The organism is Nocardiopsis sp. Huas11, assembly GCF_003634495.1.
Taxonomy (GTDB): Bacteria; Actinomycetota; Actinomycetes; order Streptosporangiales; family Streptosporangiaceae; genus Nocardiopsis.
The window spans coordinates 4,437,559-4,452,187 of record NZ_RBKY01000001.1 but is presented as its reverse complement, the minus strand read 5'-3'; the positions used below and the strand labels follow the sequence as shown (position 1 = coordinate 4,452,187).

Below are 14,629 nucleotides of genomic sequence, written 5' to 3'. Positions count from 1 at the left end.
GCACTGGTTCGACCAGGCCCGGGCGCCCCGCCGCGCGATCAGACGCCCAGCCCCGACATCAGGTCGCTGAAGGACGTCGGCTCCTCGTAGGGGTCGACGCGGTCCGCCACGTGCTCCACGGCCAGGGCCGCGAGCTGTCGGGCCGCGCGGTCGATGCGCTCGCCCAGCTCACGACCGCCGCTGTCGCCCGCGCCCCAGTCCTCCGAGGCCGCGTAGACGGCGGTCGGCACGACCACCGAGCGCGTGTAGGAGAACATCGGCCGCAGGGCGTGCTCCAGTACGAGCGAGTGGCGCGGGCTGCCCCCGGTCGCCGCGGCCAGGACGGGCTTGCCGTCCATGGCCTCGGTGTCGACCACGTCGAAGAAGGACTTGAACAGGCCGCTGTAGGAGGCGTTGAACACCGGGGTGACCGCGATGACGCCGTCGGCCCGCGCGAGGTCGTCCAGGACGGAGCGCAGCTCGCCGGTGGGCACGCCGGTCACCATCGCGTTCATGATGTCGTGGGCGAGGTCGCGCAGTTCCACGACCCGCACCTCAACCTCCTCGCCCCGCGCCCGCAGTTCCCTCTCGGCCGCGGCCGTCAGCCGGTCGGCGAGCAGTCGGGTGGAGGAGGGCGTGCTCAGCCCCGCGGTGACGGTGACGAGTGTGCGCGTGCTCATGCCTGGGCCTCCGTGTTCTCCTCCGGCCCCCGCTGGGCGGCCAGGAGCGATGTGTGGGTGGGTGCGTCGGGGACGTGGGCGGGCCGGCCCGCGGCGAACTCCTTGCGCAGGACGGGCACGACCTCCTCCCCCAGGATGTCCAGCTGTTCCAGGACGGTCTTGAGCGGCAGCCCGGCGTGGTCCATCAGGAAGAGCTGGCGCTGGTAGTGGCCGAAGGAGTCGCGGAAACCCAGGGTACGGTCGATGACCTGCTGCGGGCTGCCCACGGTGAGCGGCGTCTCGCGGGTGAAGTCCTCCAGGGAGGGGCCGCCGCCGTAGACCGGGGCGTTGTCGAAGTAGGGCCGGAACTCCTTCACCGCGTCCTGGGAGTTCTTGCGCATGAAGACCTGTCCGCCCAGTCCGACGATCGCCTGGTCGGCCTTGCCGTGTCCGTAGTGCTCGAAGCGGCGCCGGTAGAGCGAGATCAGCTTCTTGGTGTGGGTGGCGGGCCAGAAGATGTTGTTGTGGAAGAAGCCGTCACCGTAGTAGGCGGCCTGCTCCGCGATCTCCGGGCTGCGGATGGAACCGTGCCAGACGAACGGCGGGATCCCGTCCAGCGGGCGCGGGGTGGAGGTGAAGCCCTGCAGCGGTGTGCGGAACTTGCCCTCCCAGTCGACGACGTCCTCGCGCCAGAGCCGGTGCAGGAGGTTGTAGTTCTCCAGCGCCAGCGGGATGCCCTGGCGGATGTCCTGCCCGAACCAGGGGTAGACCGGCCCGGTGTTGCCGCGGCCCATCATCAGGTCCGCCCGGCCGTCGGACAGGTGCTGGAGCATCGCGTAGTCCTCGGCGATCTTCACCGGGTCGTTCGTGGTGATCAGCGTCGTGGACGTGGACAGGATGAGGTTCTCGGTCCGCGCGGCGATGTAGCCGAGCATGGTGGTCGGGGACGACGCCACGAAGGGCGGGTTGTGGTGCTCACCGGTGGCGAAGACGTCCAGGCCGACCTCCTCGGCCTTGAGCGCGATCGCGACCATGGCCTTGACGCGCTCGGCCTCGGTCGGCGTGCGCCCCGTGGTGGGGTCGGTGGTGACGTCGCTCACCGAGAAGATTCCGAACTGCATGGCCGCCGCCTCCAAGGTAGCTTCCGAAGAAGTAGTTTCCAATTAAACTATCACCTCGAACGGTCCTGGCCGTGGAGGTATTCCCCGCGCGTACGCCCGCGCGCTCACCGCTCGACGGCGGGGTGGGAGGACCGCGGCGTGGTCGCCCTCCGTGCCCGCTCTGTCCACAGGCCGCCCGGTGTGCGTTCACGTGGATGTGGTGCGCGGGTACGACAATCCCCACGGATCGGCTCTCCCCAGGGGGACTCGGCATCCGGCGGCGACCGGTGAACCGTCGTCACCGCGTGCTATCCCTGGAAGCGTCGGCCCCACGGTCACCGGCGGTGACGGCGACCGGGACGGCTGAGAACGTGAGCACACGAGAAGGAGGAGGGCGCACCCCACCGGACGCGCCCGACATCCCATGGCCACCACCCTCGATCCCCGACGGCGCCCCCGCCCCTCCACCACCGACACCTACCCGACCCAGCGCGAGCCCCACTCGACCCAGCGCGAGCCCGTGGTCCTCTCCGACGCCCTCGGCGACGTCATGACCGCGCTGACCGCCGTGGACCCGGACCTGGCCCTGGTCCACGGCGGCGAGACCGCACCCGGCCCTCAGCCGGGCACGATCCCCTCGGGGTGATCGGGCAGGAACGAGCGCACCAGTGTGATGGGCCCGCGCAGGTGGGCGTTGAACTCGGCCAACTCCTCCGCGGGCACCCACAGCTCCAGGATCGTGCGCCCGCCCACCTGCCGCACCGGATACCGCCGGGCGAAGTCCGCGTCGACGCGAAAGCGTGTGACGTGGCCCTCGCCGTCACGTGGCAGGTTCCACTCGCGCGCGATCCGCGCCGCGTAGTCCTCGTTCAGCACCGGATAGAAGATCGGCTGTTCGGGCAGCCGCGGCGGCCACGCACGCCAGCCGGAATCGCGTACCAGGGCCAATTCCGCGGGTCCGGTGGGACGCCACAGGGTCAGCGGCTCGGTCATGGGTAGGCTCCTTCTCGCACGGTGAACTGGGAGCATAGGGAGACCGTGGCCGAGTCCGCACTCGCTTTTTACCGAAGGAACCGAAAATCCCTCCGGTTGTCGGGAACACTGGATGTAGACGAGGCGTTGTCACAGGTGAAAGCGCCCCAGACTGACTCCCGAAAACCCCACATACCCACCACCCAGTACCTGTGAGGCGCTCTCCACAATCCAAGCGCGGATGCGCGCGCTCGTGTCGGCAATGGGGGTTTCCGACACGTATTCAGTCGCCGCATCCGCCTTCCCAGCGGCCAGACCGCACGTTGTGCACACTGGCCGCGCACGCTGTGGCCCGCGTTGGGGGACGCGGGCCACAGCCACGTCCGGGGTCCCGCCGGTTCGCCGGCGGGACCCCGGACTCCCCTCCCCTGGCGGGGCGGGGGCCGGTTCCCGGTGCCCTGCCGTCAGTGGCTCACGTAGAAGTCGATCAGCGTCCGCTCCTCGAACTCCGCCTCCGCGAACTCCGTCTCCTCCAGACCCAGGGACTCGTCGAGCTCGCCGGTCTCGCCGGTCAGCGCCGCCGGCCGGCACGGAGCCAAGTGGAACGTGAGCCCCTCGGGCGTCCCGCCCCGGGCATCGCGGAAGATCGAGCAGCTCACGCTGTCGTCGACGAGCCAGGTGGAACCGTAGAAGTCGCTGTAGCCCATGAGCACGTCGACCCGCCCCTCCCTGGCGCTCTCATCGGTGAGCCCCTCCCCGTGCACCAGGTCGGCCACGTCCATCGCGTACTCGCAGTCCACTCCCCAGCCGCTGGCCTGGACCTCCCACACCCGGTCGGTCGTGGTGACGGTGCCGCACACGGGTCCGTGGACCACCGCCCAGCCGAAGCCGTCCCCCATCGCGGAGACCTGGGGATCCTCCACCCGGACCGGAGCGTCCACCTCCACGAGTTCGACGTCGACCCGCCACTGGTCGGTGGTGTACTCCATCCGCACCGGAGCACCGTCCCCGTCGAACTCGACCAGGGCCTCGGCGCGCTCCTCAACCAGGGCCCCGTCGGCCAGGAACCCGAGGGCCGTGGGCCCGGAGTAGACACGGCCGTCGCCCCCGCCCCCGCTCTCCTCGGCCACCTGACCGGAGTCGGCGAGGGACCGCAGCGCGGACGTCACCAGACCGGGTGAGAGCGCCGCGGCCTCCACCCCGTCCCCGACGTCGATCCTCTCGGCTGACCCACCGTTGGGTGGGGAGACCGGCTCTTCGTCCCGTTCGGCGTACACGTACATCTCGCCCCGGTGGGCGGCCACCGCGGTGGTGCCGTCTCCCATCGCCTCGCCCCGGATGAGGAAGGCCTGATCGGCGGCGGAGTACACGTACTCCTGTTCGGCCTCGCTGTCGGCCAGTACGTCCTCGACCGACGCCCCGGTCCGCCCGGCGACCTCCTCCGCGTGGGCGGTGGTGTAGCGGAGCCCCACACGTGCCGTGAACCCCTCCCCCTCCTCCAACGCCTGCGCCGCCGAGGCCAGGACCTCCCGCGGGTCCGGACGCAGCTGGGCGTAGACCGCGTAGCCGCCCACCGCCACCCCGGCCAACAGCACCAGGCCGACTCCGGCGGCGGCGAGCTTGGAGCCCGCCAGAGCACTGAGCGCACCGCCCGCGGCCGAGGAACCCGACACCATCGGGGCGCCCGCCGCCGCGGTCGTCCCGCCGGCGGCGCCCGCGCCCGAGCCCGCCGCGGTCCCCGTCCCCGTCGCCGCGCCGGTACCGGACGCCAGACCGCCCGCGACACCGGCGGCCGAGAGCAGGCTCAGGGCCGCCGCCCAGCGGGCCGGGTCGTGGCCCGCGTCGTCCACCCCGCGCCAGTAGGCGCGCAGCATCGCGGCCAGAGTGCGCTCGGCCGGCACCCTGCCGGTCTCGCCCACCTCCTGGGGCGGCGGCAGCAGGGCCCGCATGAGGTCCACCGCTGCGGGCCGGGCCGCCGGATCCGGGGACAGGGCCCGCTCCACCAGCGTCCGCAGGGAGTCGGGCACGCCGTCCACGTCGAAGGACCCCTCCTCGGCCCGTCGGCGCAGCTCCTCCGGGGCGCCCGTGCCGTAGGGGTCGCGTCCGGTGGCGGCCAGCGCCACGAGCGCGCCCCAGGCGAAGACGTCGGCCGCCGGGGCGGCGGTCGCGCCCTCGAACCGTTCGGGTGCGACCCAGCCTGGCGTGCCGTAGGAGGCGGCGCGGTCGGTGGCGCGATCGGCGCCGATCTCGGTCGCGATCCCGAAGTCGACGATCTTGGGCCCCTCCGGCGCCAGGATCACGTTGCCGGGCTTGATGTCGCGGTGCGCGATCCCGGCGGCGTGCAGGGCGGCCAGTCCCTCCGCGGTGCCGGCGGCGAACGTGCGGAGCATGTCGCCCGACAAGGGTCCGAACGCCCGCACGTGGGCGCGCAGGTCGCGGCCGGGGACGTAGTCGAAGGCCAGCCAGGGCACCTTGGCGGTCACGTCGGCGGCGTGCAGCCGGGCCGTGCTCACCCCGCGGGCGCGCCCCAGCATGGCGGCCTCGCGGGCGAAGGCCTCCCGGTAGCGGGGCCGGCGGGCGAACCTGGCGTGCACGGTCTTGACGGCCACGCAGTGGCCCCGGTCGTCCAGGGCGCCGTAGACCGCGCCCATGCCGCCCGCGCCGATGCGTCCCACGAGGCGGTAGGGGCCCACCCGGGCGGGGTCGCCCTTCTCCAGTGGCCGCAGGCCCGGCGGGAGCCGGTGGGCGGGGGTCTGTGACGGCGGGCGACCTTGTGTGGGCGCGTCCCTGCTCAACGGGTACCTCTACTCCATGGGGGTGCCGCGTGTGTGCGGCCGTGTCCTGCTCTGGGATGGCCCCGACCGGCGCCGGGTTCACTCCCGATTTCCCCAGGGGTCCGTCACCCGCGCTCGGCGAGCCGCCGCCGACGGTGGCGTCCGCTCAGCCCGCCGGGGCCGCCACGCTGCCGCGCTCGACGAGGGTGGGGGTGATCACCCGGCGGGTGGAGCCGGCCACCTCGCCCGAGATCACCGACAGCAGCACGCTCAGGGTCTCGGCGGCCACGCTGTCGAAGTCGGGCCGCACGGTCGTCAGCGGCGGGATGAAGAAGGCGGCCTCGGGCACGTCGTCGAACCCGACCACGCTCACGTCCCCGGGCACGGAGCGGCCGTGCTCGAACATCGCCCGCAGGATCCCCAGGCCCAGGTGGTCGTTGGCGGCGAAGACCGCCGTCACCTCCGGCATGCGGGCGAGCATCAGCCCGGCGCGGTAGCCCGAGGCCGCGCTCCAGTCGGCCGCGGTGACCGGCGGCACCTCCGCGCCCGCCTCCTCCAGTGCCCCGCGCCAGCCGCGGACGCGGCCGGCGGCGTCGAACCAGTTCGCGGGGCCCGACACGTGCCAGACGGTGCGGTGTCCGGCCGCCAAGAGGTGCTGGGTGGCCAGCCGGGCGCCGGCCTCCTGGTCGACGGTGACCAGGGTGGCGTCCCGGTCGGGGTCGCCGTCCACCGCGACCAGGGGGACCTCGGTCGGAACCTCGCCCAGGGCCTCGGCGGCGGCCGCGGTCGGCGCGATCACCACGATCCCCGCCACCCGCTGCTCCCGGTGGTGCTCCACGGCGGCGGCGATGGAGCCGCGGTCCAGGACGCGGACCCGGCGGACGCTGACCACGAACCCCTGGGCCGCCGCGGCCAGTTCGAAGGCGGCCAGCAGCGAGGTGGGGCCGAACAGCGTCGAGTTCTGGGCCACCACGCCGATCAGCTGCGACTTGCCGGTGGCCAGGGCGCGGGCGGCCCGGTTGGGCCGGTAGCCCAGCTGCTCGATGGCGGCGCGCACGCGCAGCCGGGTCTGCTCACGGACGTTGGGGTGCTCGTTGAGCACGCGGGACACCGTCTGGTGGGACACGCCCGCCAACCGGGCGACGTCCGTCATGGCGGGGTCGCGGTTGGCCCGGACGGACGAAGACGTGTGGTCCACCCATGACTCCTTGACTGTCGGCGTCGCCGCCCATCGGGTCGTCGACGGCCACCAGGCTATGCCAACGGCCCGCGGCCACGGATCCGCCGCGGACGCGAGGGCTGCGGCCCGGTGCGGCCCGGATTCCGGGTGTCAGCTCCCGAAATACCGTTGGCGCTAACATACGCCGCTCTCCGACGAGGAGCAATGTCGTCGAATCGTGCCGCGGAGAGGGGTTGACTCGCAAAATGTTAGCGCTCACTATATTGGCCACGTGATCCTGATCACCCCACACACATTCCACGGGTCACCGTCAACCTGGAGGCACCCCCCAATGAAGAGGCTCACCACCGCCGCCGCGGCGCTCGTTCTCATGACGGTGACCGCCTGCGGCTCAGGCGGTTCCGGCGCGGACGAGTCCGACGACGGCACGATCACCATGGGCTTCGCCCAGGTCGGCGCCGAGAGCGGATGGCGCACCGCCAACACGGAGTCCATCCAGCAGGCCGCGGAGGACGCGGGCATCGATCTGCAGTTCTCCGACGCCCAGCAGAAGCAGGAGAACCAGATCCGGGCCATCCGGTCCTACATCCAGCAGGACGTCGACGTCATCGCCTTCAGCCCGGTCGTGGAGACCGGATGGGACGCGGTCCTGCTGGAGGCCCAGCGCGCCGACATCCCCGTCATCCTCACCGACCGGGCCATCGACTCCGACGACACCACCCTGTACGAGACCTTCCTCGGCTCCGACTTCGTCGAGGAGGGCCGCAAGGCCGGGCAGTGGCTGGTCGACAACGCGGAGGGCGAGACGAACGTCGTGGAGCTGCAGGGCACCACCGGCGCCGCCCCCGCCATCGACCGCAAGGAGGGGTTCGAGGAGATCATCGCCGACAACTCCGACATCGAGATCATCGCCACCCAGACCGGCGACTTCACGCGGTCGGGCGGCAAGGAGGTCATGGAGGCCTTCCTGCGCTCCCACGACGACATCGACGTCGTCTACGCGCACAACGACGACATGGGCCTGGGCGCCATCGAGGCGATCCGCGCCGCCGGCATGGAGCCGGGCGAGGACATCCAGATCATCACGATCGACGCCGTCGAGGCCGGCATGGAGGCCCTGGCCGCCGGCGAGATCAACTACATCGTCGAGTGCAACCCGCTGCTGGGCGACCAGCTGATGGAGCTCGCCGAGAAGGTCGTGGCGGGCGAGGAGGTCCCCGAGCGCGTGGTCGTGGAGGAGACCACCTTCACGCAGGAGGAGGCCGAGGCGGCCCTGCCGGACCGCCAGTACTAGGCCGTGTTCTTTGCGGCATTCCGGGCTCGCGGCCGCCAGGACCGCCTCTCGCGGCGCCTCTGCGCTCGTGCAGCACCACCAGGCTGAACTTCGCACATCGTCTGGCGAGAGACGACCTGACGACCGCGAGCCCACCCGAAAGCCCGCAGAAGAACACGACCTAGTCCGGGTGAGGGGCACCCCGCACCTCCACCCACCCCGGCCGAGCCCCGCCGGGACCCGATCCCGGTTCCCGGCGCCCTGGCGACAGCGGCGCCGGGAACCGTTCACGACGACGAAAGCACGGGCCATGACCGATTCCCCAGCGCCGCCGACCCCGGTGGTCGACATGCGCGGTATCACCGTCGACTTCCCGGGTGTGCGGGCGCTCTCCGGTGTCGACTTCCAGCTGTTCCCCGGCGAGGTGCACGCCCTGATGGGCGAGAACGGCGCTGGCAAGTCCACCCTGATCAAAGCCCTCACCGGTGTGCACCGCCCGACCTCCGGCGAGATCCGCCTGCACGGCGAGCTCGTGGAGTTCACCGCACCCGTCCAGGCGCAGAACGCCGGGATCAGCACCGTCTACCAGGAGGTCAACCTCTGCCCCAACCTGTCGGTGGCGGAGAACATCATGCTCGGCCGCGAACCGCGGCGCCTGGGCGCCATCGACCTCCGGGCCTGCCGGACCCAGGCCGCGCGGCTGCTGGAGCGCATCGGCCTGTCCATCGACCCCGGCTCCCACCTGGACAGCCACCCCATCGCCGTCCAACAGCTCGTGGCCATCGCCCGGGCCCTGGCCGTGGACGCCCGGGTCCTGGTCCTGGACGAGCCGACCTCCAGCCTGGACACCGACGAGGTCGCCGAGCTCTTCCGGATCGTGCGCGTGCTGCGCGACGAGGGCGTGGCGATCCTGTTCGTCTCGCACTTCCTGGAGCAGGTGTACGAGATCGCCGACCGGATGACGGTGCTGCGCAACGGCGCCCTGGTCGGCGAGTACCTGCCGAGCCGGACCGACCGCCTGGAACTGGTCTCGGTGATGCTCGGCCGCGAGCTGGGCGTCCTGGAGGAGGTCGAGCGCCGCTCGGAGGAGCGCGCCCCGGGCACCTCACCGGTCCTGACCGCGCACGGGCTGGGCCGCGCGGGCTCCATCGCCCCGTTCGACCTGGAGATCCACGCCGGCGAGGTGGTGGGCCTGGCCGGACTGCTCGGCTCCGGACGCACGGAGATGGCGCGGCTGCTGTTCGGGGCCGACCGCGCCGACACCGGGACGCTGACCGTGGGCGGGCGCGCCGTGCGCCCGCGCGGTCCGCGCTCGATGATCGCCCGCGGGGTCGCCCTGTGCTCGGAGGACCGCAAGGCGGAGGGGCTCATCGCCGACCTGACGGTACGCGACAACCTCATCCTGGCCCTGCAGGCCGCCCGCGGGTGGATGCGCCCGGTCCCCCGGCGCGTGGCCGACGCGCTGGTCGACGAGTACATCGACAAGCTCGACATCCGCCCCGCCGACCCGGGCGCCGTCATGAGCACCCTCTCCGGCGGCAACCAGCAGAAGGTCCTGCTGGCGCGCTGGCTGGTCACCCGTCCCACCCTGCTCATCCTCGACGAACCGACGCGCGGCATCGACGTCGGTGCCAAGGCCCAGATCCAGAAGGTGGTGGCCGACCTGGCCGCGGACGGCATGGCGGTGCTGTTCATCAGCGCCGAGCTGGAGGAGGTGGTCCGGGTCTCGGACCGGGTGGTGGTCCTGCGCGACCGGCGCAAGACCGCCGAACTCGAGGGTGAGCGGATCACCGTGGACGACGTGATGGGCGCCATCGCCGCGCACGACGACCAGGGTACGGCGGTGGCCTCATGATCCGGCACCACCTGTTCTGGCCGGTCGTGGCCCTGGTCGGGCTGCTCGTGCTCAACGCCGTGGTCAACCCCTCGTTCCTGGAGATCCGCTTCCAGAACGGGGCCCTGTACGGCAGCGTGGTCGACATCCTGCGCAACGGGGCGCCGACGCTGCTCATCGCGGTGGGGATGACCCTGGTGATCGCCACCCGGGGCATCGACCTGTCGGTGGGCGCCGTGGCCGCGGTCGCGGGCGCCATCGCCTGCACCTGGATCGTCTCGGGCGGGGACGCGATCACGGCGATGCTGCTGGCACTGTCGGTGTGCGTCCTGCTCGGGTTGTGGAACGGCTTCCTCGTCTCGGTCCTGGGCATCCAGCCGATCATCGCGACCCTGGTGCTGATGACCGCCGGCCGCGGCGTCGCGATGCTCGTGACCGAGGGCCAGATCATCACCGTGAACGATCCGGTCTACCACCAGATCGGCGCGGGCTTCGTGGTGCTGCCGATCGCGATCCTCATCAGCCTCGGCGTGCTGCTGGCCGTCGCCGGGCTGACGCGCGGCACGGCCCTGGGCATGCTCGTGGAGTCGGTGGGCACCAACCCGCGGGCCAGCCGGCTGGCGGGGGTGCGCTCGCGCACCATCGTGTGGACGGTCTACGTGTTCGCGGGGCTGTGCGCGGGCGTGGCCGGCCTGATGATCAGCTCGAACGTCAACGCCGCCGACGCCAACAACGCGGGCCTGTGGATCGAGATGGACGCGATCCTGGCCGTGGTGATCGGGGGCACCTCGCTGGCCGGCGGGCGGTACTCGCTCACCGGCACCCTCGTGGGCGCGCTGGTGATCCAGACGCTGACCACGACCGTGTACAGCATCGGCGTGCCGCCCGACGCCATCCTCGTGTTCAAGGCGGTCGTGGTGATCGCCGTGTGCCTGCTGCAGTCCCCGCGCACCTCCGAGCTGTTCCGGCCCCGGCGCAGGTCCGGGCCGCCGTCCGTCCCCGACACCCGCGCCCAGGAGGTGACCGCGCCATGAACGTCCTGGACGTCAGACGCGTGAAGGACCGCGTCGACCGACTCCCCCGCCGGTTCCTGCCGGTGATCGCCACCTTCACGGTGTTCGTCCTGACCTTCGGTACGGGGTCGGTGCGCTATGAGGGCTTCGCCTCGCCGCAGGTCGTGACCAACCTGTTCGTTGACAACGCCTTCCTCATCGTGCTCGCGGTGGGGATGACCTTCGTGATCCTGACCGGCGGGATCGACCTGTCGGTGGGCGCGGTGGCGGCGCTGTCGACCATGATCGCGGCGGCCACGCTCCAGGCGGGGTGGCCCCCGCTGGCCTCGGTCCTGGCCGTGCTCGCCGCGGGCACGACGCTGGGCCTGCTGATGGGGCTGGTGATCCACTTCTTCGACGTGCAGCCCTTCATCGTCACCCTGGCGGGCATGTTCCTGGCCCGCGGGTTGTGCTTCCTCATCAGCGTGGAGTCGGTCTCCATCACCGAGCCGACCTTCCGGGCGCTGGCGACGGGGACCATCTCCCTGGGCGACGGGGTGACGCTGACCTACAGCGTCCTGATCGCGCTGGCCGTGGTCCTGGTGGCCGTGTACGTCCTGCACCTGACGCGGTTCGGGCGCACGGTGTACGCGGTGGGCGGCAGCGCGTCCTCCGCCCGCCTGATGGGGCTGCCGACCGGCCGGGTCCGGGTGGGCGTGTACGCGGTGAGCGGGTTCTGCTCGGCGCTGGGCGGTCTCCTCTTCAGCCTGTACATGCTCTCCGGCTACGGCCTGCACGGGGTCGGCATGGAGCTGGACGTGATCGCCGCCGTGGTGATCGGCGGAACGCTGCTGTCGGGCGGGGTGGGCTACGTGGCCGGGTCGGTGGCGGGCGTGCTGGTGCTCGGCACGGTGCAGACCCTCATCTCCTTCGAGGGCACGCTCAGCTCCTGGTGGACCAAGATCGTCATCGGCGTCCTGCTGCTGATCTTCATCATCTTCCAGCGGGCGATGATGCGCAGATCCGGCTGACCGCCCCCCGGGGGTGCGCAAGGGTCTCCCGCGCGCCCCGGGGGGACCGGCTCAGCGGGCGCCGAAGGCGGCGTCCAGGCGCTGGTACTCCTGCCGGGTCACGGGCATGACCGTGCCGTGGCGGGGTGAGGCGGGCAGGTCATAGCCGCTGGAGAGCGTCCACTCACCGGAATCGAGGTCGGTGGTCTCCAAGGGCACGTAGCCCCGGCCCGTGTACTCGTCGACGAACAGGTACCACTTGTCCTCGGTGTTGGACTTGAAGACGGTGGGACCCTCGCCACGCTCGATGCCGGGCCGCCCTTCCGAGCCTCGACCGATGCAGTCCGCCACCAGGTCCCACGAACGGTCCATCAGGTCCTCGGAGCGCTCCCCGACGATGAACTTGCCGCACTCGTTGTCGCTGGAGGCTCCGCGCTCGTCCTTGGTGAAGCGGTGGTAGACGCCCTCGTGCTCCACCACGGTGGAGTCGATGACCGAGTGCCCCGGGTCCTGCCAGACCTCGGCCGCCCCGAACTCCTGGAAGTCGGTTGTCGTGGCGACCATCATGCGCTGGTGCTGGTCACCCGTGTGGTGGGGGTCGTCCTCGTCGTAGAGCTTGGACGCCCAGTACACGGCGAACACGCCTCGTTGGGCGTCCCAGTGGGCCTCAGGGGCCCACACGTTGCCGGCGTTGGGCGGGGCGACCTCGACCCGGCGCTGGTCGGACCAGTGCACCAGGTCGTCCGACTCCCACACCATGATGGAGCGGCTGCCATGACGCTGGACCTCGTTCCAGTCGCCGCCGCCGTACATTCGAAGGTCGGTGGCGATGAGGTAGAACGTCCCGTCCAGCGGCGATCGGACGACAAAGGGGTCGCGCACCCCCTCCTCCCCCAGCGTCGAGGTGAGCACCGGGTCACCGCCGTTGAGTTCCCGCCAGCGCAGCGGGTCGTTGCCGTCGCTGAGGGCGAAGTAGACCTGTTCGCCCTCGGGGGTGCCCTCTCCCGTCATGTAGGCGAACAGGTAGCCGGCGTAGGGTGGCCGCCCTTCGGAGGTCCGGGGGTCGGCGGCGGCGCTGCTCATGAGGGCGATCACACTCGTGAGGAGGATGGCCGCCATCCTCCAGGCGAACGATGGACGTCGAGGTGGAGCGGGTGCGGGCACGTCTGCGACCTTCCGCCGTTCTATATGCTACTTGCCAGTAATGTTCTCGCTAACATTGCATGACGGTGCGATTTCGCGCGTCGCAGCCCAGTATGCGGGCGGCCGGACCGCCGTCAAGGGGGGCAAAGCGGATCGGGGCCGGGGGCGCGCGTGCGCCCCCGGCCCCTCCCGTGCCTCTCTCCTGCCGTCAGCCCCCGTTGAGGGTGCGGCTGCGGCCGCGGAACTCCGCGACGACCTCCCCGCCGCGGCGGACGGTCACGTCGTAGAGGCCGCTGCGGCCGAAGACCACGCGCTCGGCGGCGGTGGCCACCAGCACGTCGCCCTCGCGGACGGGGGCCACGAAGGTGATCTCCGCCCCCGAGGCGACCGTCACTCCGCGCCCGTCGGCGTTGCAGGCGCACGCGAACGCGGTGTCGGCCAGCGTGAACACGAACCCGCCGTGGGCGATGCCGTGCCCGTTGACCATGAGCGGGCCCACGGCCATCTCCACGGTGGCGGTGCCCTCGCCCAGGTCGACCAGCCGCATGCCCAGGTTCTTCGACGCCCGGTCGGCCTCGAACATCCGCCGCGCCGCGCTCGGCTCCGCCCCGCTCACGAGTCGAAGTCCACGGTCAGGGTCTCGGTCTGGGGCAGCGACTGGCAGGCCAGCGCGTACCCGGCCGCGACCTCGTCGTCGCTGAGCGCGTAGTTGCGGCGCATGCGCACCTCGCCCTCGCAGACCCGGACCCGGCAGGTGCCGCACACCCCGCCCTTGCAGGCGAAGGGCAGGTCGGGGCGGTAGCGCTGGGCGGCGTCCAGCACGGGGGTGTCCCGCGGCAGAGTCAGGGTGCTGGTGCGCCCGTCCAGGACGACGGTCACCTCGGTGGCCGGCCCCTCCACCCCGGGCTCCTCGTGGCGTGCCTGCGGCGGGGGCTCGTCGCCCTCGACGAAGAACAGCTCCTGGTGCACGCGCTCGCGCGGCACGCCCCGGCGGGCCAGGACCTCCTGGGCGTCGGTGACCATGCCGAAGGGCCCGCACAGCCACCAGTGGTCGGTCCCGTCGGCGGCCACGATCGTGGACAGCAGCGCGTCGAGCTTGGCGGCGTCCAGGCGGCCCGTGAACAGCTCTGTCTCGCGGGGCTCGCGGGAGAGCACGTGCACGAGTTCGAGGCGGGGGCCGAACGCGTCCTTGAGGTCGGCCAGCTCGTCGGCGAACATCACCGTGTCGCTGCGGCGGTTGCCGTAGAGCAGGGTGACGTGGGAGTCGGTGGCGCGCAGCAGCGAGGCCGCGATGGACAGCATCGGCGTGATGCCCGAACCGGCGGCGATCATCACGTGGCGGCCGGAGACGCCCAGGTCGGGGCTGAACCGTCCGGTGGGGGTGCCCACCTCGATCTCGTCGCCCGGCACGACCTCGTGGACCAGCCAGGTCGAGAACAGGCCGTCGGCGACCAGGCGCACGCCCACCCGCGGCGAGGCGCCCACGGGCGCGCAGATGGAGTAGCTGCGCCGCTCCTCGACCCCGTCCACCACGCGGCGCAGCGTCAGGGACTGCCCGGGCGCGAAGGCGAACTCCTCGGCCAGGTCGTCGGGGACGTCGAAGGTGACGGCGACGGCGTCGTCGCACAGGCGCTCGACGGCGGCCACGCGCAGGCGGTGGAACGCCGCCGCGCGGCGCGGTGCCGCGGGCGCGTCGGTGACGGGTGTGGTCAC

At 71.9% G+C, this 14,629-nt stretch carries 13 protein-coding genes; 5 read left to right on the top strand and 8 right to left on the bottom strand.

Features of this window, described 5'->3' with window-relative positions; translation table 11 throughout:
* Nucleotides 1–38: 38 nt before the first annotated feature.
* A complete protein-coding gene (locus DFP74_RS20085) occupies nucleotides 39–659 on the bottom strand; it encodes an FMN reductase (RefSeq protein WP_121183685.1) in 621 nt (206 codons plus the stop codon).
* Complete coding sequence (locus DFP74_RS20080; protein WP_121183683.1) at nucleotides 656–1,759, bottom strand: LLM class flavin-dependent oxidoreductase; 1,104 nt, start codon at nucleotides 1,757–1,759, stop codon at nucleotides 656–658. Before DFP74_RS20080 ends, DFP74_RS20085 begins: the two co-directional genes overlap by 4 nt.
* Before the next feature lie 403 nt (nucleotides 1,760–2,162).
* On the opposite strand from DFP74_RS20080, the gene DFP74_RS20075 reads away from it, so the two are divergent.
* Nucleotides 2,163–2,384, top strand: coding sequence for a hypothetical protein (locus tag DFP74_RS20075; RefSeq protein WP_121183681.1), 222 nt, complete (start codon nucleotides 2,163–2,165; stop codon nucleotides 2,382–2,384).
* Here the strand turns inward: DFP74_RS20075 and DFP74_RS20070 are convergent.
* The 3 genes from DFP74_RS20070 to DFP74_RS20060 all read right to left on the bottom strand — a co-directional run bounded on the left by DFP74_RS20070 (nucleotide 2,357) and on the right by DFP74_RS20060 (nucleotide 6,682).
* Nucleotides 2,357–2,731, bottom strand: coding sequence for an ADP-ribosylation/crystallin J1 (locus tag DFP74_RS20070; RefSeq protein WP_121183679.1), 375 nt, complete (start codon nucleotides 2,729–2,731; stop codon nucleotides 2,357–2,359). The two genes, DFP74_RS20075 and DFP74_RS20070, sit on opposite strands and share 28 nt — an antisense overlap.
* Nucleotides 2,732–3,174: 443 nt before the next feature.
* Complete coding sequence (locus DFP74_RS20065; RefSeq protein ID WP_255499566.1) at nucleotides 3,175–5,505, bottom strand: serine/threonine-protein kinase; 2,331 nt, start codon at nucleotides 5,503–5,505, stop codon at nucleotides 3,175–3,177.
* 145 nt (nucleotides 5,506–5,650) lie between these two features.
* The gene (locus DFP74_RS20060) at nucleotides 5,651–6,682 is read right to left on the bottom strand and encodes a LacI family DNA-binding transcriptional regulator (RefSeq protein WP_233571057.1); all 1,032 of its coding nucleotides are present in this window, start codon (nucleotides 6,680–6,682) and stop codon (nucleotides 5,651–5,653) included.
* 313 nt (nucleotides 6,683–6,995) lie between these two features.
* On the opposite strand from DFP74_RS20060, the gene DFP74_RS20055 reads away from it, so the two are divergent.
* The 4 genes from DFP74_RS20055 to yjfF all read left to right on the top strand — a co-directional run bounded on the left by DFP74_RS20055 (nucleotide 6,996) and on the right by yjfF (nucleotide 11,794).
* The gene (locus DFP74_RS20055; RefSeq protein WP_121183677.1) at nucleotides 6,996–7,958 is read left to right on the top strand and encodes an ABC transporter substrate-binding protein; all 963 of its coding nucleotides are present in this window, start codon (nucleotides 6,996–6,998) and stop codon (nucleotides 7,956–7,958) included.
* Between the two features lie 289 nt (nucleotides 7,959–8,247).
* Entirely contained in the window at nucleotides 8,248–9,792 is a 1,545-nt protein-coding gene (locus tag DFP74_RS20050; protein ID WP_121183675.1) for a sugar ABC transporter ATP-binding protein, read from the top strand.
* Entirely contained in the window at nucleotides 9,789–10,805 is a 1,017-nt protein-coding gene (locus DFP74_RS20045; RefSeq protein WP_121183673.1) for an ABC transporter permease, read from the top strand. Before DFP74_RS20050 ends, DFP74_RS20045 begins: the two co-directional genes overlap by 4 nt.
* Complete coding sequence (yjfF, locus tag DFP74_RS20040; RefSeq protein ID WP_121183671.1) at nucleotides 10,802–11,794, top strand: galactofuranose ABC transporter, permease protein YjfF; 993 nt, start codon at nucleotides 10,802–10,804, stop codon at nucleotides 11,792–11,794. The genes DFP74_RS20045 and yjfF overlap by 4 nt, the downstream gene beginning before the upstream one ends.
* A gap of 51 nt (nucleotides 11,795–11,845) precedes the next feature.
* On the opposite strand, the gene DFP74_RS20035 is transcribed toward yjfF, so the two are convergent.
* From DFP74_RS20035 to paaE, 3 genes are all read right to left on the bottom strand, one after another.
* Nucleotides 11,846–12,856, bottom strand: a complete 1,011-nt coding sequence (locus tag DFP74_RS20035) for a glycoside hydrolase family 43 protein (RefSeq protein ID WP_199725716.1) — start codon at nucleotides 12,854–12,856, stop codon at nucleotides 11,846–11,848.
* Nucleotides 12,857–13,124: 268 nt separating this feature from the next.
* Nucleotides 13,125–13,499 carry a hydroxyphenylacetyl-CoA thioesterase PaaI gene (paaI, locus tag DFP74_RS20030; protein ID WP_121183667.1) on the bottom strand — a complete coding sequence of 125 codons (375 nt, stop codon included), beginning with the start codon at nucleotides 13,497–13,499 and terminating at the stop codon, nucleotides 13,125–13,127.
* 29 nt (nucleotides 13,500–13,528) lie between these two features.
* On the bottom strand, nucleotides 13,529–14,629 hold the full coding sequence (gene paaE, locus DFP74_RS20025; RefSeq protein WP_121183665.1) for a 1,2-phenylacetyl-CoA epoxidase subunit PaaE: 1,101 nt from the start codon (nucleotides 14,627–14,629) through the stop codon (nucleotides 13,529–13,531).

Excerpts from the sequence above, each read along its gene's own strand:
- DFP74_RS20085 (WP_121183685.1), bottom strand. The coding sequence starts at position 659 with ATGAGCACGCGCACACTCGTCACCGTCACCGCGGGGCTGAGCACGCCC.
- DFP74_RS20080 (WP_121183683.1), bottom strand. The coding sequence starts at position 1,759 with ATGCAGTTCGGAATCTTCTCGGTGAGCGACGTCACCACCGACCCCACC.
- DFP74_RS20075 (WP_121183681.1), top strand. The coding sequence starts at position 2,163 with ATGGCCACCACCCTCGATCCCCGACGGCGCCCCCGCCCCTCCACCACC.
- DFP74_RS20070 (WP_121183679.1), bottom strand. The coding sequence starts at position 2,731 with ATGACCGAGCCGCTGACCCTGTGGCGTCCCACCGGACCCGCGGAATTG.
- DFP74_RS20055 (WP_121183677.1), top strand. The coding sequence starts at position 6,996 with ATGAAGAGGCTCACCACCGCCGCCGCGGCGCTCGTTCTCATGACGGTG.
- DFP74_RS20050 (WP_121183675.1), top strand. The coding sequence starts at position 8,248 with ATGACCGATTCCCCAGCGCCGCCGACCCCGGTGGTCGACATGCGCGGT.
- DFP74_RS20045 (WP_121183673.1), top strand. The coding sequence starts at position 9,789 with ATGATCCGGCACCACCTGTTCTGGCCGGTCGTGGCCCTGGTCGGGCTG.
- yjfF (WP_121183671.1), top strand. The coding sequence starts at position 10,802 with ATGAACGTCCTGGACGTCAGACGCGTGAAGGACCGCGTCGACCGACTC.
- DFP74_RS20035 (WP_199725716.1), bottom strand. The coding sequence starts at position 12,856 with ATGAGCAGCGCCGCCGCCGACCCCCGGACCTCCGAAGGGCGGCCACCC.
- paaI (WP_121183667.1), bottom strand. The coding sequence starts at position 13,499 with ATGTTCGAGGCCGACCGGGCGTCGAAGAACCTGGGCATGCGGCTGGTC.